Raw genomic sequence first — 18,942 nt, 5'->3', positions numbered from 1 at the left:
TTTTTAGTTATAATTTCAAAAGTAAATAAACTTATTTCATAATTCATAATTTTTAATTCATAATTGGGTTTATCTTTGCAGCATGAGTAGAAATCCACATTCCAATAATGTTCTTTTGAATTTAGGTATTCAAAGTTTAAACGAAATGCAAGAAGTAGCACAAAGCGCTATTTTGAATGAAAATAATGTATTATTATTATCACCAACTGGTTCTGGTAAAACCTTAGCTTTTTTATTGCCAATTCTTCAAATGTTAGAAGAAGATATAAAAGGAGTTCAATGTGTAATTTTAGTTCCATCACGTGAATTAGGTTTGCAAATTGAACAAGTTTGGAAAAAAATGGGAACGCATTACAAAGTAAATATGTGTTATGGTGGACATAATATTGATGTTGAAATTAATAATTTGAGTAATCCACCAGCTTTATTAATAGGAACACCAGGTCGTATTGCAGATCATTTAGACCGTGGAAGTTTTGAAACAGATAATGTAAAAACATATGTTTTAGACGAATTTGATAAATCGTTACAATTGGGTTTCCATGAAGAAATGAATTACATCATTGGAAAACTTTCAAAAGCCAATAAACGTGTTTTAGTTTCAGCTACTTCTGGTGTTGAAATTCCAAAATATACAAGAGTGGTTAATCCAGCGGTTTTAGATTTTATACAAGAAGATAAAACCAACGAAAATTTAAATATGCGAATTGTCTTTTCGAAATCGAAAGATAAAATTGATTCGCTTTTTCAGTTAATTTGTTCGTTAAAATCTGAATCTGCAATTGTTTTTTGTAATCATAGAGAAGCTGTAGAGCGCATTCACGATATGCTAACAGCTAAAGGAATTATTTCTACGTTTTATCATGGTGGTTTAGACCAAGATGAACGTGAGCGTGCTTTGATTCAGTTTAGAAACGGAAGTGTGAACTATTTAATTACAACCGATTTAGGTGCACGTGGTTTAGATATTCCAGAAATGAATCACGTTATTCATTACCATTTACCAGCAAAAGAAGATGAATTTACACATCGTAATGGTCGTACTGCGCGTATGTTGGCAACCGGAACTGCTTATGTAATTATTCATGAAACAGAAAAGAAAGCCGATTATTTTGATTATGGAACTAGGCGTTTAGATGTTTCTGATGCCAAATCATTACCAAAAGCACCTGAATTTCAAACACTTTACATTAGTGGTGGAAAAAAGAATAAATTGAACAAGATTGATATTGTTGGTTTCTTTTCTCAAAAGGGACAATTAGAAAAAGGCGATATTGGTTTAATTGAAGTTAAAGATTTTATTTCGTTTGTGGCTGTAAAATATTCTAAAGTAAAAGACTTACTTAAAAATATTAAAGACCAAAAAATGAAAGGGAAGAAGTATAAGATTGAAGTAGCGCGAAAAGTAATGAAGAAAGAAGAAGAGGAAGAAGCGGAAACACATCCAAAATTTACTTCTCGTAAAGAATCAAATAGAAGATAGTTTACTTAAAAAGGCTCTTGTATCTAAAGAGCCTTTTTAATAATAGTTTTTTTAACGTGTTGCCCTTTGGCAGGTACGTAAATTAATAACAAAATATTACAAGTAAAATTCCGTATATAAAAGAAAGCCTAAGAATTGCTATAAAAGGATGTTAATAGAATTTATTCTTTTTTGTCCCATAATTCTAACATTGCTTTCAATTGGCTATATTCTTCTGCAAATGCTCCGTCAAGTATCCCAAACTTAGTCTTAAATTCTTTAAAATATTGTCTCGCTTTTTTGTTGCCAGATATTGTTGCAATTAATAATTTGTTTGCAATTACCATTTTACTTTCGTTAAGTCCATACTTTTCGGTCTCATATGTTTTTAAAACCGTTTGAATTTCTTTTTCAGTATATTTTCTGATTTGTCGATTAACTAGATGTTTTCTAAAATTTTTTTGTCCACAGAAATATATTTTTTCAGTTGTCCAAACTGTTTCTTGATATTTAAAATTCTTTCCTATTGGTAAGTTTTGAAGTTCATAAACAAACAATGTGTCTTTGTTAACTTTCAGTTGACAAGTCAGCAATGCTCCCCAGAAGTCAATGATTGTGTCTTGTCCGCAAACTGAAAGTATAAATTCAGAATAAGTTATTGGATTACTTTTAGGATTTTTATAGCCACATAAAACAATTGACTTTCCATTTGAAAGGTGAAAAGTAGTATCGGCTTTTGTTTCAGCGTACTCAGTTTTAGGGCAGTCACACGAATTTTTGTTTGTTTGTCCGTAAGTGGAAGTCAAAATCAAAAAGGTAAGTATGATTGTTATGTAGTATTGTTTCATTATAGTTGATTGTAGCGTGTGTTGGCGGTAGTTTTGCTACCAATTATTTATTTAGTAGAGTCTTACTCTTTAGGATACCAGTAATATTCTTTATTGTTATTAGGCCTATAATAAACTTCCCTTGCAATGAATTTTTTATAATGCTTAAATAAGTATTCTCTTAAAACGTCATCCCTATCTTTTAATGTAATATCGTTTTGTACCATATAACATACATTAAGGTAATTTTCTGCATTAAAGTCATAAAAGTACAGAGTATCCCTTGTGTTTTTATATTTTATAACAAAAGCATATCTGGGATATCCCATCTCATTGCCATTTGATGTTATTTGCAAATTGCTAATAATTGAATTCAATTCTTTTTCTCTTTTTCCGTGAATTGATATTGAATCTAGAGCTATAGATTTATGCTTCCAAAGAAATTGTTGAATGCTGCTGGGTTCAACTGGATGAGTCAAAATATCTTTATCCTTATAAAGAATTATTTTACTCCTTGACTTGCAAGAAATGAGAGATATTATAATTACAATTGAATAAATATATTTAATCACTGGATTTACTTTCATGTATAAGTTTGTTTCAGTTAGATCCATTTCATCAATTAATACAAATGCTTATTAAAATTACCGCCAACGGTCTCGTATAACCGTAAGTTACTGGTTAATATGCGTTAATTTTCGGTTTAGCGCTAACGTTAGCAATTCCGAGTGGATTCGGACGTAGTCGAATCCGCCGTAATTGCGGTTATACATTGATGGCTACTGTATTTTTTCTTTTATATAATTTTTGTCGATAAAATATTTTTCCAAATCTGATTTGTAAGATTGGAAGTCAAATTTTTTCAATTTCGACAATCGAGTAAGACAATCCGATTCAGTCAAAATTTCTTCACACACTTTTTCAATTAACTCCTCTTTTTTTAATTCAGACACTTGGCTAAATTCAATTTTGCAATCAATTTCAGCATAATTATTTGACTTAATTTCAATTCCGTCTACTTCTGAAACTCTTTCTCCTGGTCGATATCTTGGTCTTTTCTTTTTAAAAAACTGGTCAAATTCAGGTTTTACAGTTATCAGTCCGAAATAAAGTTCATTTAGGTCTTTTCCGTAATTGCGATTTTCAAAAAACGATTTTAATTCGACGGATAAGTCATTAACCCAATTATTCTGTTCCTGAGTCAAGTTTGTATATTGTGCTATTCCAAAAGTCAATTTGCGTTCAGTTTTTATATTGTAGCCAACTCATTTATACCCGCTAGAAACAAATGCTTACAAGTGTTTAGAAGCATTTGTTGTCTTCTGTAAATATAAAAAAATAATAAACATAAAATTTAGGGTTTTTCTCATTGAGCAAAATTAAAGTTAAAAATTAAAGTTAATTTTTAACTTTTCAATTTTTTTTAAGAAACATTATTTCATATCCACTGCAACTTTATAGGTTGGGTCTTCCATAATGTTTACGTCAATTATGGCTTCGGCATTTTTAAGTAAATCAATACAATCACTACTCAAATGTTTTAAATGTACTTTTTTGTTTAATTTGGCATAGCGTTCCGTTAGTTTATTAACTGCTTCAATACCAGACATATCTGCAATTCTGCTTTCTGCAAAGTCAATGATAACTTCGGTTGGATCATTTTGAATATCAAACTTTTCGGTAAACGCAGTTGTAGAACCAAAAAATAATGGCCCAAAAATTTCATAATGTTTTACTCCATTATCGTCAATATATTTGCGTGCTCTAATACGTTTAGCATTTTCCCATGCATATGCTAAAGCTGATAAAATAACTCCAAATAATACCGCAATAGCTAAATTATGTGTAATAGCTGTAATTAAAGTTACCAAAACCATTACTACAACATCTGAATTAGGCATTTTTTTAAATGTTTTAAAACTAGCCCATTCAAACGTTCCTATAGCAACCATGAACATTAACCCAACTAAAGCGGCCATTGGTAGTTTTTCAATTAGGCTAGAGCCAAACATGATAAAAACCAACAACATAACAGCTGCAGTAATTCCAGATAAACGTGCTCTTGCGCCAGCAGAAGTATTAATTAAACTTTGTCCTATCATGGCACATCCACCCATTCCTGATAAAAATCCAGACAAAATATTTGCAGAACCTTGAGCTATACATTCTTTGTTACCATTTCCTCTAGTATCTGTAATTTCATCAATGATATTAAGTGTCAATAAACTTTCTATTAATCCTACACCTGCTACAATTGCTGCATATGGAAATATAATTTTAAATGTTTCAAAAGTTAATGGAAGTTGTGGAATAGAAAGAGGAGGGAAGCCTCCTTTTATAGTTTCACCAGCGTTCATTGTATCGGCTACAGTCATTGTATCAATTCCAAATCCTAAAACTATTGCAGAAACTACTAAAATGGCAACCAGTGATGATGGAACGGCTTTTGTTAACTTAGGAAGTCCCCAAATTATAAGCATTGTTAGAAGAGTTAAGCCAAGCATCATTATAAATGCTGAACTTTCTAATAAATTATTTGTTCCTTTTTGATAAAAGTTAGGAAACTGGGCCATGAATATAATTATGGCTAATCCGTTTACGAATCCAAACATAACTGGATGGGGAACTAAACGAATAAATTTACCTAATCTTAAAACTCCGGCTAATATTTGTAATATACCTGCTATAATTACGGTTGCAAATACGTAATTTAGTATTTGAGTTGGTGTAATGTCTACAAAATGATTTTTTAATTCTAAGATTAAACCCACGAAGATAACTGCTACGGCACCTGTTGCACCAGAAATCATTCCGGGTCTTCCTCCAAATATTGAAGTTATTAATGCCATTACAAATGCTGCATACAAACCTGTTAATGGTGAAAATCCAGGAATCATGGCAAATGCAATTGCTTCAGGAACAAGTGCTAGAGCAACTGTTAAACCAGATAGGATTTCGGTTTTATAATTAACTTTTTGAGAGAAATCGAATAAATTGAACATTTTTTGCATTACAACTATGACTTTAAAATTTTAAAGCTGCAAAAGTAAGCATTTCAATTTTAAGGCTAAATCTTATTTAGAAGCAATTACCGATTCAGGAACCAATTTGGTAACATCTCCACCGTTTCTTAATACATCTCTTACTATGCTAGAAGAAATATAGGAAGTACTGGCTGCAGTTAATAAGAAAACAGTTTCAATTTTAGATAATTCTCTGTTCGTATGTGCAATTGCTTTTTCAAACTCAAAATCAGCAGGGTTACGTAAACCACGAAGAATAAAATCGGATTTTTCTTTAGCACATAAATCTATTGTTAACCCCGTGTAAGTAATTACTCTAACTTTAGGCTCATCTTTAAAAGATTCTTCGATAAACTTTTTGCGATCTTCTAATGAGAACATGTATTTTTTTTCAGCGTTTACGCCAATAGCTACAATAACTTCATCAAATAAAGAAATTCCTCTTTTAATAATATCAAAATGTCCGTTTGTAATTGGGTCAAATGAACCCGGAAATATTGCTCTTTTCATAATTTAATTATTTTAATGAGTCTATTAAATTTTGAATATCTATATGAGAATATTCTCCAATAATATAATTGTATTTACCTTCTTTATTAATGACTAAAACGCCATAACAACTTCCTTTTTTATCAAAAAAAGTTTTTAGAAAATAACGACCTATATCGTTATAATGGGTTTTAAAATCTAATATCTTTTTTGCGGCTAACTTATCTGCATAAACAAAAATGTTTCTATAGTTTTTAACCGTAACTCTATCATAAATACTTTTTTTAATCCATAGATACGATTTGTCTAAACCTGAATAATTTTCATACGGACAATAATCATTAGGCATTCTGTAATTTACGATAAGGAAGTCTTCATTTTTCCATTCGTATTCATATTGAATAGAAACCATTTGATTTTTAGGCAATGCTTTATCTTGAGAAAAAATATTTTCAGAAAAAATCACCAACAATAAAAGTAAAACTATATTTTTCATGGGTTTATTTTAACGCTTCTTCAATAGCATTTCCAAAAAGCTCAGGTAATGAGATTCCGGCTTCACTTGCTTGTTGTGGCAAAATACTTTCATTAGTTAATCCAGGAACAGTATTCATTTCAAGCATATAAGGTTCGTTATTTACGATAATGAATTCGCTTCTCGAAAAACCTTTCATTTTTAAAACTTCATATGCTTTTTTTGAAACCAGTTCAATTTTTAATCTTAATTCTTCTGAAATTCGTGCTGGTGTAATTTCACTTGATTTTCCCAAATATTTTGCTTCGTAATCAAAAAAATCATTTTCAGAAACTATTTCTGTCATAGGTAATACGCGAGTTTTTCCTTTATAACTGATAACACCAACAGAAACTTCAATACCATCTAAAAAGCTTTCAATAATAATTTCATTATCTTCATTATAAGCAGTTTCTATTGCAGGTAAAAATTCTTCTATCGTTTTTACTTTCGAAATTCCAAAACTAGAACCCGATTTATTAGGTTTAACAAAACAAGGCAATCCTACAATGTCTAAAATTTCATCAACATTAATTTCATCTCCTAAATTTAAGTAGCAAGAAGTAGCAGTTTTAATTCCATAAGGTTTTAATACAGAAAGTAAATCTCTTTTATTAAACGTTAATGCAGCTTGATAATAATCACATGATGTGTGCGGAATTTCAAGTAATTCAAAATAAGCTTGCATTAGTCCGTCTTCTCCTGGCGTTCCATGAATAGCATTAAAAACAACATCAAAAGTTATTTTAGCATTATTTATGATAATAGAAAAATCATTTTTATCAATAGGGTATTCTTTATCTTCTATAACACAAGCCCATTTTTCTTTTAAAATATGAACGGGAAATATATTGTATTTATCAGAATTTAAATTTGCACAAACAACACCACCACTGGTTAACGAGATTTTATATTCACTAGAATAGCCTCCCATTATTACTGCAACGTTTTTCATATAATTATTTTTAATCGTACAACTACAAAATTACATTATTTATTCAAACTAAAAATCTTTTCGATTTCTTATATTTGCTGAAATATCTACAATTATGAGTATTAAAAATTTTTTAACGAGTAAAACATTTTTTATTCAATTAGCAATTGCTTTTGTAATTATTGTTATTTCAGCTTTTTTATTGATGAACTTTTTAAGTTTTAAAACAAATCATGGTGAAGAAATGGCTGTTCCAGATTTATCTAAAATGCAATTTTCTATTGCTGAAGAAAAATTAGCAGAAATGGGACTTGATATTGTTCTTTTAGATACAGTAGATTTTAAAGATAATTTGCCTCCATATTCTATCGTTGAACAAGATCCTAAAGCAGGAAACATGGTTAAAGATGGAAGAAAAATTTATGTAAAATTAAATGCAGGAGAATATAATGAAGTTATACTTCCCGAATTTAAAGATAAAACTTATCGCCAAATTATTGCAAATTTAAACTCCTTAGGATTAAAAGAAGGGAAAAAAACATATAAACCACATATTGCAAAAGATATTGTTTTACAAGTTACAAGTAAAGGAAAGAACTTGAAAAAAGGTGATAAAGTAAAAAAGAATACCGTAATTGATTTTGTTTTAGGTGACGGAAAAGAATTATATGATGGAACCAACTTAAATGGTTCGTCGAGTAACGATGATGCAGAAAATATAAAAATTGAAGAGTTTGTAGAAGATGGAGAATAATTATAATGTAGAAAATGATTATGATGATGATTTGTATGAACATCATCGTTTTGAAGCAGGAAAAGGACAATCTCCTTTACGTGTAGATAAATATTTAATGAATCTTATTGAAAACGCAACGCGTAATAAAATTCAACAAGCAGCTACTTCTGGAAATATTTATGTTAATGATGTCCCTGTTAAGTCAAACTATAAAGTAAAAGCAAATGATGTGGTAAGAGTTCTTTTGTCACATCCACCTTATGAAAACCTTTTAGTTCCAGAAGATATTCCGTTAGATATTGTTTATGAAGACGATCAGTTATTGGTTGTTAATAAACCTGCCGGAATGGTGGTTCATCCAGGACACGGAAATTATTCTGGAACACTTGTAAACGCTTTGGCTTTCCATTTCGATAATTTACCTATGAATAGTTCAGAAAGACCTGGACTAGTACATAGAATTGATAAAGACACTTCTGGACTTTTGGTAGTAGCTAAAACAGAAAGTGCTATGACCTATTTAGCAAAACAATTTGCCGATAAGACTTCTGAAAGAGAATATATTGGTATTGTTTGGGGAAATATTGAAGAAGATGAGGGGACAATTGAAGGAAATATCGATCGCCATATAAGTAATAGAATGCAAATGGCTGTTTATCCTGAAGGAGACAAAGGAAAACCTGCTGTAACACATTTTAAAGTATTAGAACGCTTAGGTTATGTTACTTTAGTTTCTTGTAAACTAGAAACAGGAAGAACTCATCAAATACGTGTTCACATGAAATACATAGGTCATACTTTATTTAATGATGAGCGTTATGGTGGAAATCTAATATTGAAAGGAACTACTTTTACGAAGTATAAACAATTTGTAGATAACTGTTTTAAAGTATTACCAAGACAAGCGTTACATGCTAAAACATTGGGTTTTGAACATCCAGTTACTAAAGAGTTTATGCGTTTTGATACCGAAATTCCAGCTGATATACAAGAATGTATTGAAAAATGGCGAGTATATTCAAAAGCACAAACATTAGAAGAAGATTAAATAAAACTATCAAGTAAATGAATTTTAAGAAACTAAAATTCATTTGCTTTTTTACAATAAAAATGCACTAAATAAAAATAGTGTACATTTGCATAATAATTAGAGATGGAATTAAATATGAACCCCATCTCATTAATAATGAAAAAGAATTACTACTTCATTATTAATTACCCAATAATGGGAATTCATAATTAATTTATATGTCATTTAAATCATTAGGCTTATCTGAAGCCTTGCTAAAAGCTATTAGCAAAAAAGGATATGAAACACCATCTCCAATTCAACAAAAAGCAATTCCACCAGTATTAGAAGGTCACGATGTTTTAGCATCAGCACAAACAGGAACTGGTAAAACTGCTGGATTTACACTTCCAATACTACAAATTTTATCTCAAGAAGCACCTTTAAGAAATAGACCGGTTCGATCTTTAATTTTAACACCAACAAGAGAGCTAGCCGCTCAAATCTATGATAATGTTCGTGAATATGGGGAATATTTAGATTTACGTAGTGCCGTTATTTTTGGAGGAGTAAATCAAAACCCACAAATAGCAACACTTAGAAATGGAGTTGATGTTTTAATAGCTACTCCAGGACGTTTATTAGACTTACAAGCACAAGGTCATTTATCTTTAAACAAAGTAGAAATTTTTGTTTTAGACGAAGCAGATAGAATGTTAGATATGGGTTTCCTTCGTGATATCCAAAAAGTAATGAAATTGATTCCAGCAAAACGTCAGAATTTGATGTTCTCGGCAACTTTTTCAAAAGATATTAAAAAACTTGCACATGGAATTTTAAATAATCCAATTCAAGTTGATGCAACTCCTGAAAATTCAACAGTTGATGCAATAAGTCAAAAGGTATATCGTGTTGCCAGAGAAAAGAAAACAGGTTTGGCTATTAAATTAATTTCAGAAGGAAATTGGAAACAAGTGTTGGTTTTCACCGGAACAAAACATGGAGCAAACAGACTTTGTGAAAGTTTTGAAAAAGCAGGAATTACTGCGGCTGCCATTCACGGAAACAAAAGCCAAGGCGCACGTACAAAAGCATTAGAAGGTTTCAAGAAAGGAACAGTAAGTGTTATGGTTGCAACTGATATTGCGGCTCGTGGTTTAGATATTCCTTTATTACCGCATGTTATTAATTTTGATTTACCAAATATCTCAGAAGATTACGTGCATAGAATTGGTAGAACAGGTAGAGCAGGAGCTAGTGGAGAAGCAATTTCATTAGTAAGTGCAGATGAAACTTCTTTTTTACTTGCTATTGAAAAATTAGTTGGTTTAAAATTACCAGTTGAAATTGTAGAAGGATTTGAACCCGATCCAAATGCATCAACAAAACCAATTAACAGACAACAAGAAGCGCGTGAGTTTAGAAAACAAAAACAAAGAGAAGCTTCTAAAGCAAAAGCAAACACTAATTCATCTTCAAGAGAGAATTCACCTGAGAAGAAAAGAGTTTTTAGTAATAAAAGAAGATAATGCAAATATACAAATAACAAAAAAGTCCTGAATAATTCAGGACTTTTTTATTTTAAAGCCAACTGTGTTTTTTCCAGTATTTTTTTCCATAACTGCAAAAAATTTCATCTTCTGATTTTATGGTTTTGGTTGCTATAATGCAAACATTATTTTCTTCGTCTAATGCTATTTTTGAATTGTTTTTATATTTTGAAGAAGCAAACCCTTCAGCATCATTAGCATATTTGGCAAAACATTCAACATTCATAGAATCCATTATACTTCCATCTAGCATATTAATGAAGTATTGGTCTTGATTTAATTCCACTCTTATTTTAGCAACTTCATCTGTTATGATTTCTCCTTTAAAGACTGAAATAATTTCATCTTTATAAATTTGTATTGCGCTGTATAACCCTTTTCCAGCATTAGATAACTTAGAAGTTGTTACATATAAATAATCAACTTCAGGGGCAGAAATATAATTATCAGAGTTTTTCAATTGTGTAATTGTGATTTTTCATGTTTTCAAATATAAACAATCCTCAGTCTAATTATAGATTGAGGATTGTTTATTTGGTACACTATTAATTTTTATAATTCTTCAGAAAATGTATCGTGTTGTCTAATATCTCCACTATTGTAACCCTTCATAAACCATTTCATTCTTTGTTCAGAAGTTCCATGTGTAAAAGAATCTGGTACAACTTGACCTTGCATTTTACTTTGGATAGCGTCATCACCTACAGCATGCGCAGCACTTAAGGCTTCTTCAATATCACCACTATCTAAATATTTTTTATTATGATGCGCCCAAAGGCCTGCATAAAAATCAGCTTGAAGCTCTAAACATACTGAAAGCCTATTTCCTTCTACTTTGCTTTTTTGCTGTTGAAGTTGTCTTACTTTTCCAGAAGTTCCCATTAAAGTTTGAACATGATGTCCTACTTCGTGTGCAATTACATAAGCTATAGCAAAATCTCCACCTTTAGCACCAAAGCGAGTTCGTAATTCTTCGAAAAAGGTTAAGTCCATATATACTTTTTTATCAGCAGGACAATAAAATGGTCCTGATGCTGATGAAGCTCCGCCACAAGCAGTTTGTACTGATCCTGAAAATAGAATCATTCCTGGCTCTTCATAATCGCCTAAATTATTTTCGGCATAAATTTTATTCCAAATATCTTCAGTGTCAGCAAAAACTGTTTTTGCAAAATCACCAAGTTCCATTTCTTCAGCAGTAAGTTCTCTATCTTGAACTTGTTCTGTTTGTTGACCTTGATTCATTTGTTCCAGTATAGGAGTAAGCATTTGCGCGTTTTCGCCACCAAAAGCATTTAGTAATAATATAACAATTCCAATTAATCCACCGCCAGCAATTGCTTTACCTTTAGTAGACATTCCTCTTCTGTCCTCTACATTATCACTTTGTCTTCTACCTTTCCATTTCATAATAAATGATTTTAGTTAATTAAATTTAGTTAATTGTTTCATTTTCAAAACCAATTATGCTTTCATATAATGTATAAATTACACAAGAATAAAAAGGAATTGTAAATAATATACCTATACATAAACCAATTAGTCCTACTAATATAAATAAAATTCCAATAATCATAGCTCCTAAAATTGTAAAAGGAGATTTCATTACTAATTGTATACTTTTCTTTATAGCATTTCCAAAGCTTTGATTTCCATAAATTACTAGCGGTAAGAATAAAAATGTAAAAAGAGCAAATGAAATTTGAATTACAAAACTTACAATTTTTAAATTTGACATATCTAAAACTGTAGTTAGCACTGTTGTTACTATTGCAATTAGTAACGAACCAATAATTAAATCTTTTAAATATTTACTTTTATAATAGTCAAATATATTTGCTGTTGAGAATTCCTGATTTGTTCTTGCTAAACGGCACAAATTTAAAAATCCTGCATTCAATGGGATAAAAAGGATATTAATTATTAATCCTCCAATAATAAACCAAGCTAAAATAGTTGGGTTTTTATAAAAATAATTAGGGTCTTGAGAAATTTCTTTAAATTCTTCAAGGTTGCTGCCTTCTATTAATGAAAGTGAAATAGTCATTGCTATTAAAATAATTATTCCAAATATCATGAAATATCCAAGTCCGGCTTTCCAAACAATTTTTTTATATATTTCTATACTGTTGTCAATGATATTTCCTAAATCTAATTCGTATCCATTATTGATTTTATCATCAATAATTTGATTTGTTTTATTTTCTTTAGTTGAATTCATATATTATAAATTTTTCCAAATTGGATCATTTGGAGTTGATGCTGTTAATTTAATAATTTCTTTTGAAACTGGGTGAGTAAATTCTAAAGTTCTTGCATGTAAATGAATTCCTCCATCTTTATTACTTCTATCAAACCCATATTTTAAATCGCCTTTTATTGGGCAGCCAATAGCGTTAAGTTGCGCTCTAATTTGATGATGTCTTCCTGTATGAAGATTTATTTCTAACGCGTAATAATTATCAAGTTTCTTAAAAACAGAATAATCTAAACTTGCTTTTTTACTTTCGGGAACTTCTTTAGTATGCGCTTTTGACGTATTGTTTTTAGGATTTCGTTTTAAGAAATGTATTAAAATGTCTTTGTCTTTTGGCGGTTGATTTTTTACAATTGTCCAATATGTTTTTTTTGTCTCTCTATTTTTAAAAGATTCATTTAAACGAGTTAATGCTTTACTCGTTTTGGCAAAAACAACAATACCAGTTGTTGGTCTGTCTAAACGATGAATAACGCCTAAAAAGACTTCACCAGGTTTATTGTATTTATCTTTAATGAATTCTTTTACAACATCTGATAAAGGTTTATCACCCGTTTTATCGCCTTGCACAATATCTCCTACACGCTTATTAACCACAATAATGTGATTATCTTCATGTAAAACCTGTAAGTTGTCTTTTGTAGAAAGAATCTTCATTATAGATTTTTAGAGTCTAAAATGTCCAAATTAATATTGTTCATTTTCATTTGGAAAATCTACCGACTTAACATCAGAAACATATTGACCAATAGCGGCAGACATATCGTCGTATAAATTCATATATCTTCTTAAGAATCTTGGACTAAACTCATGAGTCATTCCAATCATATCATGCAAAACAAGAACTTGTCCGTCAACTCCATTACCAGCACCAATTCCTATTACTGGAATAGAAATACTTTCAGCTACTTTTTTAGCTAAATGAGCAGGAATTTTCTCCAATACTAATGCAAAACAACCAATTCTTTCAAGCATTTTAGCATCCTCAATTAGTTTATTTGCTTCCTCTTCTTCTTTAGCTCTTACCGTATACGTTCCAAATTTATATATAGATTGTGGTGTAAGACCTAAATGACCCATTACAGGAATTCCAGCATTTAATATTCTTTTAATAGAATCTTTGATTTCGCTTCCACCTTCTAGTTTTACAGCATGTCCACCACTTTCTTTCATAATTCGAATAGAAGAACGTAAAGCTTCTTTAGGATCTGATTGATAACTTCCAAAAGGCAAATCAACTACAATTAATGCTCTTTCAGCAGCTCTAACAACAGAAGAAGCATGATATATCATTTGATCTAACGTTATCGGTAAAGTAGTTTCATGACCAGCCATTACATTACTTGCAGAATCACCAACTAAAATAACATCGATTCCAGCAGAATCTACAATTTTAGCCATTGTATAATCATAAGCTGTTAACATAGAGATTTTTTCTCCATTTTCCTTCATTTCTACTAATGTTTTAGTAGTAATTCTTTTGTAATCTTTCTTTGCTACAGACATTTTTTTTTGAATTTGAAACACAAAGGTATAAAATGATACTTTCTTTCCTATTTTTTATTTTGAAATGATTGCATTCAGTAAATTAATTGATTTGTAACAATTATAATCTAAAAGCTACTTATAAGTTAAAAAATATACGATATGAGGAAGATTTTTATTTTAGTTTTGATATTGTGCTTCACTTCTGTTTTTTCACAAGAAGTAGAAGTGAAGCAAGCAGTTGATGATTTTTTTGTGGGTTTACATAAAAGAGATACTTTAATGTTTAAAAAATCATGCCATCCATATATAAACATGCAAACGATAGGTAAAGACAAAGAGCAAAACAATAAACTTATTCTTGAAAACTTTCAAGACTTTATGAAGTCTATTGTCTCTATTCCAGAAAATGTAGTGTTGTTTGAAAAATTATTGGATTATAAAATTCAAATAGACGGACCACTTGCTCATGTTTGGACGCCTTATGAGTTTTATGTAAACGGAAAATTAAGCCATAGCGGTGTAAACTCTTTTACATTATTTAAGGATAAAGATGTATGGCAAATTATTCATATTATTGATACAAGGAGGAAGTAAGTCGAAGAAATATTTTAAATATGAAAAAATATATTCTATTTTTATTTCTTTTATCTTATTCTTTTTATGGTCAACAAGGTTTTGATTCTAAAAAGAATAATATAGATTCTATTGTTAATTTTATTAAAAATAAACAACATATTTTAAAAGAAAGTATAACGGAAGGTGAAATAATTTCTAAAAAATTGTTTAAGAAAAATGGAGGTTGGGAAGTTTATGTACTCTACAATGATTTAAATATTCCAATAAGAATTACCTTTTCAGAAAATATTAATCATGTATATAGAAAATACGTTTATTATTATGATAACAAAGAGCTAATTTTTGTAGATTTTCAAATTATTTTTCAAAAACGAAAATTGAAAGAAAAGTCTAAAAATATTAAATATTATTTTGAAAATAAACAATTATTATTTGCCTCTGAATATGATGAAAATTATAATTCAAGTTCGATTCTTTTAGAAGAAATAAATATTAAAAATTTAATAAATTAACAATCCGCCAAATTCACACCAATAGCTAAGCCACCTTCAGAAGTTTCTTTATACTTTGTGTTCATGTCTTTTGCCGTTTCCCACATTGTGTTTACTACTTTGTCTAAAGGAACTTTTACATTTTTAGCATCGGTTTCTAAAGCGAGTTCGGCCGCATTAATAGCTTTAATGGCTCCCATAGTATTACGTTCAATACAAGGAACTTGTACTAAGCCGCCAATAGGATCACAAGTCATTCCTAAATGATGTTCCATAGCAATTTCTGCGGCAACAGTTACTTGTTCTGGCGTTCCACCCATAGCTTCACATAAGGCTGCTGCGGCCATAGCACTTGAAACCCCAATTTCAGCTTGGCATCCGCCCATAGCGGCACTTATAGTTGCACCTTTTTTAAAGATGCTTCCTATTTCACCAGCTGTCATTAAAAAGCGTTTAATTTCTTCTTCTCCAGCTTCGTGGTTTTCAATCACTAAGTAATACATTAAAACGGCAGGTATTACTCCGGCACTTCCATTTGTAGGTGCAGTTACAACTCTACCTAATGATGCATTAACTTCATTTACAGATAAAGCAAAGCAACTTACCCATTTTAATATTTGTCTGAACTTAACTTCGGTTTGGCGAATGATCTGCATCCAAGAATAAGGATCTTCATAAGGTAAAACACCAATTAAGTTTTTATGCATGTCATAAGCACGTCTTCTTACATTTAATCCACCAGGTAAAGTTCCCTCAGTATGACAACCTATATACATACATTCTAACATAGTGTCCCAAATGCGCATCAATTCGTTATGAATTTCTTCTTCACTACGCATTGACTTTTCATTTTCATAAACAATTTCCCAAACTTTTTTATTCTCCGCATTACAATACTTTAGTAAGTCGGCACCGTTTTCTGTTGGAAATGGGAATGAACATTTAATTTCTTCATTTTTAGCAGAATTAATAAGTTCTTCTTTTACTACAAATCCTCCTCCAATTGAATAATAGATTACTTCAATTGCTCTAGTATCTGTATAAGCTGTAAACTTTAATCCATTAGAATGAAAAGGTAAAAATTCTCTGTTGAAAACAATATCTTTTTCAAAGTCAAAAGGAATAATAATCTCGTTACCTAAAAAAAGTTCTTTTTTATTTTTTATGGCAGTTATGATAATATCAATACTTTCTACCGGAATATATTCAGGATCAGCACCACTTAAACCAAGCATTACAGCTAAGTCGGTTGCATGTCCTTTTCCAGTTAATGATAATGAGCCGTATAAATCTACTTTAACTCTATTAATAGAATCAATTAAATTTTCATTACGTAATTCGCCTAAAAAGCGTTCAGCACCACGCCAAGGACCTAATGTGTGAGAACTTGATGGGCCAACCCCAATTTTAAGCATATCAAAAACCGAAATACATTCCATAACTATTGTTTATACTTACAAAGATAGAAGAAATTTTTGATGTTTAATCGTTTCGTTATTTAATCACTTTTTCATTATTTTTAGTATAATCTCTAACAAAAAATGCCAACTTGTCATATTATTTTACTTAAAACTGACAATTTTTAAGGCCAAATGTGCTTGGCATAATACTTGACTTATGTATATCAAGTTTTTAAAACGAAATTAAAACACACAAATAAATTAAGATTAAAGTTATGAGTAAAATTATTGGAATCGATTTAGGTACAACCAATTCTTGTGTTTCAGTTATGGAAGGTGGAGAACCTGTTGTAATTGCAAATGCGGAAGGTAAAAGAACTACACCGTCAGTAATTGCATTTGTTGAAGGAGGAGAAATCAAAGTTGGTGATCCTGCAAAAAGACAAGCGGTTACCAATCCTACAAAAACGATTGCTTCTGTAAAACGTTTTATGGGAAACAAATATTCAGAATCTGCTAAAGAAGCTTCAACTGTTGCTTACAAAGTAGTTAAAGGAGATAACGACACACCACGTGTTGATATTGACGGAAGATTATACACTCCACAAGAATTGTCAGCTATGACACTTCAAAAAATGAAGAAAACAGCTGAAGATTATTTAGGAACTACAGTAACTCAAGCGGTTATTACTGTTCCTGCATATTTTAACGATGCACAACGTCAGGCTACTAAAGAAGCAGGTCAAATTGCAGGTTTAGAAGTTATGCGTATTATCAATGAGCCAACTGCTGCGGCATTAGCTTATGGATTAGACAAACAAGGAACTGATCAAAAAATTGCAGTTTATGATTTAGGTGGTGGTACATTTGATATTTCTATCCTTGAATTAGGAGATGGAGTTTTTGAAGTATTATCTACTAATGGAGATACTCACTTAGGTGGAGATGATTTTGACCAAGTAATTATTGACTGGTTAGCAACTGAATTTAATACTGCTGAAGGAATTGATTTACGTCAAGATCCAATGGCATTACAACGTTTAAAAGAAGCTGCTGAAAAAGCGAAGATTGAATTATCTTCTTCTGCTCAAACAGAAATTAACTTACCATATGTAACTGCTACTGCTACAGGACCAAAGCACTTAGTACAAACATTAACTAGAGCTAAATTTGAACAATTAGCTGCTACTTTAGTAAAACGTTCTATGGAACCAGTTGCTAAAGCATTAAAAGATGCAGGTTTATCTACATCTGATATTGATGAAGTTATCTTAGTTGGTGGTTCTACACGTATCCCAGTTATTCAAGAACAAGTTGAAAAATTCTTTGGTAAAAAAGCATCAAAAGGAGTAAATCCTGATGAAGTTGTTGCAATTGGTGCAGCTATTCAAGGTGGAGTTTTATCTGGAGATGTAAAAGATGTATTGTTATTAGACGTTACACCTTTATCTTTAGGTATCGAAACTATGGGTGGAGTTATGACTACATTAATTGAGTCTAACACAACTATTCCAACAAAAAAATCGCAAATATTCTCTACTGCTGCGGATAATCAACCAACAGTTGAATTACACGTTTTACAAGGAGCAAGAGCAATGGCTGCAGATAATAAAACAATTGGTCGTTTTAACTTAGATGGTATTCCACCAGCACCAAGAGGAGTTCCTCAAATTGAAGTAACTTTCGATATTGATGCAAACGGAATCATTAAAGTTTCTGCTACTGATAAAGGAACTGGAAAATCTCACGATATTCGTATCGAAGCTTCTTCTGGTTTAACAGCTGAAGAAATTGAAAGAATGAAAAAAGATGCAGAAGCTAATGCTGATGCTGATAAAGCTGCAAAAGAAAGAGTTGAGAAATTAAACGAAGCTGATGCTATGGTTTTTCAAACTGAAAGCCAATTGAAAGAATTAGGTGAGAAATTATCTGATGAACACAAGACTGCAATTGAATATGCTTTAACAGAATTAAAAATGGCTCACGAATCTCAAGATTTACCAGCTATTGACACTGCTTTAGCAAACATCAACGCTGCTTGGAAAACTGCAACTGAAGCTATGTATGCTCAAGGTGAGCAAGGACAAGCTCAGGACGCACAACCACAAGGTGATGCAACGGGTGATCAAACACAGGATGTTGAGTTTGAAGAAGTGAAATAATTTACAAAACGTAAATAAATATTT

At 30.8% G+C, this 18,942-nt stretch carries 20 protein-coding genes; 7 read left to right on the top strand and 13 right to left on the bottom strand.

Annotated elements, in window-relative coordinates; translation table 11 throughout:
* The first annotated feature begins 82 nt into the window (after positions 1 to 82).
* The gene (locus ACQ65T_RS09720) at positions 83 to 1,483 is read left to right on the top strand and encodes a DEAD/DEAH box helicase (protein WP_430400884.1); all 1,401 of its coding nucleotides are present in this window, start codon (positions 83 to 85) and stop codon (positions 1,481 to 1,483) included.
* Between the two features lie 161 nt (positions 1,484 to 1,644).
* On the opposite strand, the gene ACQ65T_RS09715 is transcribed toward ACQ65T_RS09720, so the two are convergent.
* From ACQ65T_RS09715 to ACQ65T_RS09685, 7 genes are all read right to left on the bottom strand, one after another.
* Positions 1,645 to 2,310, bottom strand: coding sequence for a hypothetical protein (locus ACQ65T_RS09715; protein ID WP_430400883.1), 666 nt, complete (start codon positions 2,308 to 2,310; stop codon positions 1,645 to 1,647).
* 62 nt (positions 2,311 to 2,372) lie between these two features.
* Positions 2,373 to 2,876 (bottom strand): hypothetical protein, encoded by a 504-nt coding sequence (locus tag ACQ65T_RS09710; RefSeq protein ID WP_430400882.1) that lies wholly within the window; start codon positions 2,874 to 2,876, stop codon positions 2,373 to 2,375.
* A 192-nt stretch (positions 2,877 to 3,068) separates the two neighbouring features.
* Positions 3,069 to 3,524, bottom strand: coding sequence for a hypothetical protein (locus tag ACQ65T_RS09705; RefSeq protein WP_430400881.1), 456 nt, complete (start codon positions 3,522 to 3,524; stop codon positions 3,069 to 3,071).
* A 198-nt stretch (positions 3,525 to 3,722) separates the two neighbouring features.
* Positions 3,723 to 5,300 (bottom strand): SulP family inorganic anion transporter, encoded by a 1,578-nt coding sequence (locus ACQ65T_RS09700; protein ID WP_430400880.1) that lies wholly within the window; start codon positions 5,298 to 5,300, stop codon positions 3,723 to 3,725.
* A gap of 63 nt (positions 5,301 to 5,363) precedes the next feature.
* The gene (gene coaD / locus ACQ65T_RS09695) at positions 5,364 to 5,822 is read right to left on the bottom strand and encodes a pantetheine-phosphate adenylyltransferase (RefSeq protein WP_430400879.1); all 459 of its coding nucleotides are present in this window, start codon (positions 5,820 to 5,822) and stop codon (positions 5,364 to 5,366) included.
* 7 nt (positions 5,823 to 5,829) lie between these two features.
* Entirely contained in the window at positions 5,830 to 6,297 is a 468-nt protein-coding gene (locus ACQ65T_RS09690; protein WP_430400878.1) for a hypothetical protein, read from the bottom strand.
* 4 nt (positions 6,298 to 6,301) lie between these two features.
* Positions 6,302 to 7,270, bottom strand: a complete 969-nt coding sequence (locus ACQ65T_RS09685; protein ID WP_430400877.1) for a D-alanine--D-alanine ligase — start codon at positions 7,268 to 7,270, stop codon at positions 6,302 to 6,304.
* A 94-nt stretch (positions 7,271 to 7,364) separates the two neighbouring features.
* On the opposite strand from ACQ65T_RS09685, the gene ACQ65T_RS09680 reads away from it, so the two are divergent.
* From ACQ65T_RS09680 to ACQ65T_RS09670, 3 genes are all read left to right on the top strand, one after another.
* Positions 7,365 to 8,003, top strand: coding sequence for a PASTA domain-containing protein (locus ACQ65T_RS09680; RefSeq protein ID WP_430400876.1), 639 nt, complete (start codon positions 7,365 to 7,367; stop codon positions 8,001 to 8,003).
* Entirely contained in the window at positions 7,993 to 9,033 is a 1,041-nt protein-coding gene (locus tag ACQ65T_RS09675) for an RluA family pseudouridine synthase (RefSeq protein ID WP_430400875.1), read from the top strand. Before ACQ65T_RS09680 ends, ACQ65T_RS09675 begins: the two co-directional genes overlap by 11 nt.
* A 200-nt stretch (positions 9,034 to 9,233) precedes the next feature.
* Positions 9,234 to 10,523, top strand: coding sequence for a DEAD/DEAH box helicase (locus ACQ65T_RS09670; RefSeq protein ID WP_430400874.1), 1,290 nt, complete (start codon positions 9,234 to 9,236; stop codon positions 10,521 to 10,523).
* A gap of 52 nt (positions 10,524 to 10,575) precedes the next feature.
* Here ACQ65T_RS09670 and ACQ65T_RS09665 read toward each other — a convergent pair whose 3' ends face one another.
* From ACQ65T_RS09665 to panB, 5 genes are all read right to left on the bottom strand, one after another.
* Positions 10,576 to 11,004, bottom strand: a complete 429-nt coding sequence (locus tag ACQ65T_RS09665) for an SET domain-containing protein-lysine N-methyltransferase (RefSeq protein ID WP_430400873.1) — start codon at positions 11,002 to 11,004, stop codon at positions 10,576 to 10,578.
* Positions 11,005 to 11,096: 92 nt separating this feature from the next.
* Positions 11,097 to 11,954 carry a KPN_02809 family neutral zinc metallopeptidase gene (gene ypfJ / locus ACQ65T_RS09660; RefSeq protein ID WP_430400872.1) on the bottom strand — a complete coding sequence of 286 codons (858 nt, stop codon included), beginning with the start codon at positions 11,952 to 11,954 and terminating at the stop codon, positions 11,097 to 11,099.
* Positions 11,955 to 11,979: 25 nt separating this feature from the next.
* Entirely contained in the window at positions 11,980 to 12,765 is a 786-nt protein-coding gene (locus ACQ65T_RS09655; RefSeq protein ID WP_430400871.1) for a hypothetical protein, read from the bottom strand.
* A 3-nt stretch (positions 12,766 to 12,768) separates the two neighbouring features.
* On the bottom strand, positions 12,769 to 13,458 hold the full coding sequence (locus ACQ65T_RS09650; protein ID WP_430400870.1) for an RluA family pseudouridine synthase: 690 nt from the start codon (positions 13,456 to 13,458) through the stop codon (positions 12,769 to 12,771).
* A 30-nt stretch (positions 13,459 to 13,488) separates the two neighbouring features.
* The gene (panB, locus tag ACQ65T_RS09645; RefSeq protein WP_430400869.1) at positions 13,489 to 14,307 is read right to left on the bottom strand and encodes a 3-methyl-2-oxobutanoate hydroxymethyltransferase; all 819 of its coding nucleotides are present in this window, start codon (positions 14,305 to 14,307) and stop codon (positions 13,489 to 13,491) included.
* Between the two features lie 141 nt (positions 14,308 to 14,448).
* Between panB and ACQ65T_RS09640 the strand changes: the two genes are divergently transcribed.
* A complete protein-coding gene (locus tag ACQ65T_RS09640; RefSeq protein WP_430400868.1) occupies positions 14,449 to 14,883 on the top strand; it encodes a nuclear transport factor 2 family protein in 435 nt (144 codons plus the stop codon).
* Between the two features lie 20 nt (positions 14,884 to 14,903).
* Positions 14,904 to 15,377, top strand: coding sequence for a hypothetical protein (locus ACQ65T_RS09635; RefSeq protein ID WP_430400867.1), 474 nt, complete (start codon positions 14,904 to 14,906; stop codon positions 15,375 to 15,377).
* Here the strand turns inward: ACQ65T_RS09635 and ACQ65T_RS09630 are convergent.
* Positions 15,374 to 16,795, bottom strand: coding sequence for an L-serine ammonia-lyase (locus ACQ65T_RS09630; protein ID WP_430400866.1), 1,422 nt, complete (start codon positions 16,793 to 16,795; stop codon positions 15,374 to 15,376). The two genes, ACQ65T_RS09635 and ACQ65T_RS09630, sit on opposite strands and share 4 nt — an antisense overlap.
* Before the next feature lie 236 nt (positions 16,796 to 17,031).
* On the opposite strand from ACQ65T_RS09630, the gene dnaK reads away from it, so the two are divergent.
* Complete coding sequence (gene dnaK / locus ACQ65T_RS09625; RefSeq protein WP_430400865.1) at positions 17,032 to 18,918, top strand: molecular chaperone DnaK; 1,887 nt, start codon at positions 17,032 to 17,034, stop codon at positions 18,916 to 18,918.
* Positions 18,919 to 18,942: the final 24 nt, after the last annotated feature.

The sequence above is a fragment of the Flavobacterium sp. genome (assembly GCF_965284515.1).
In the GTDB taxonomy this organism is placed as follows: Bacteria; Bacteroidota; Bacteroidia; order Flavobacteriales; family Flavobacteriaceae; genus Flavobacterium.
This window is presented reverse-complemented; position numbering and strand designations above follow the sequence as displayed.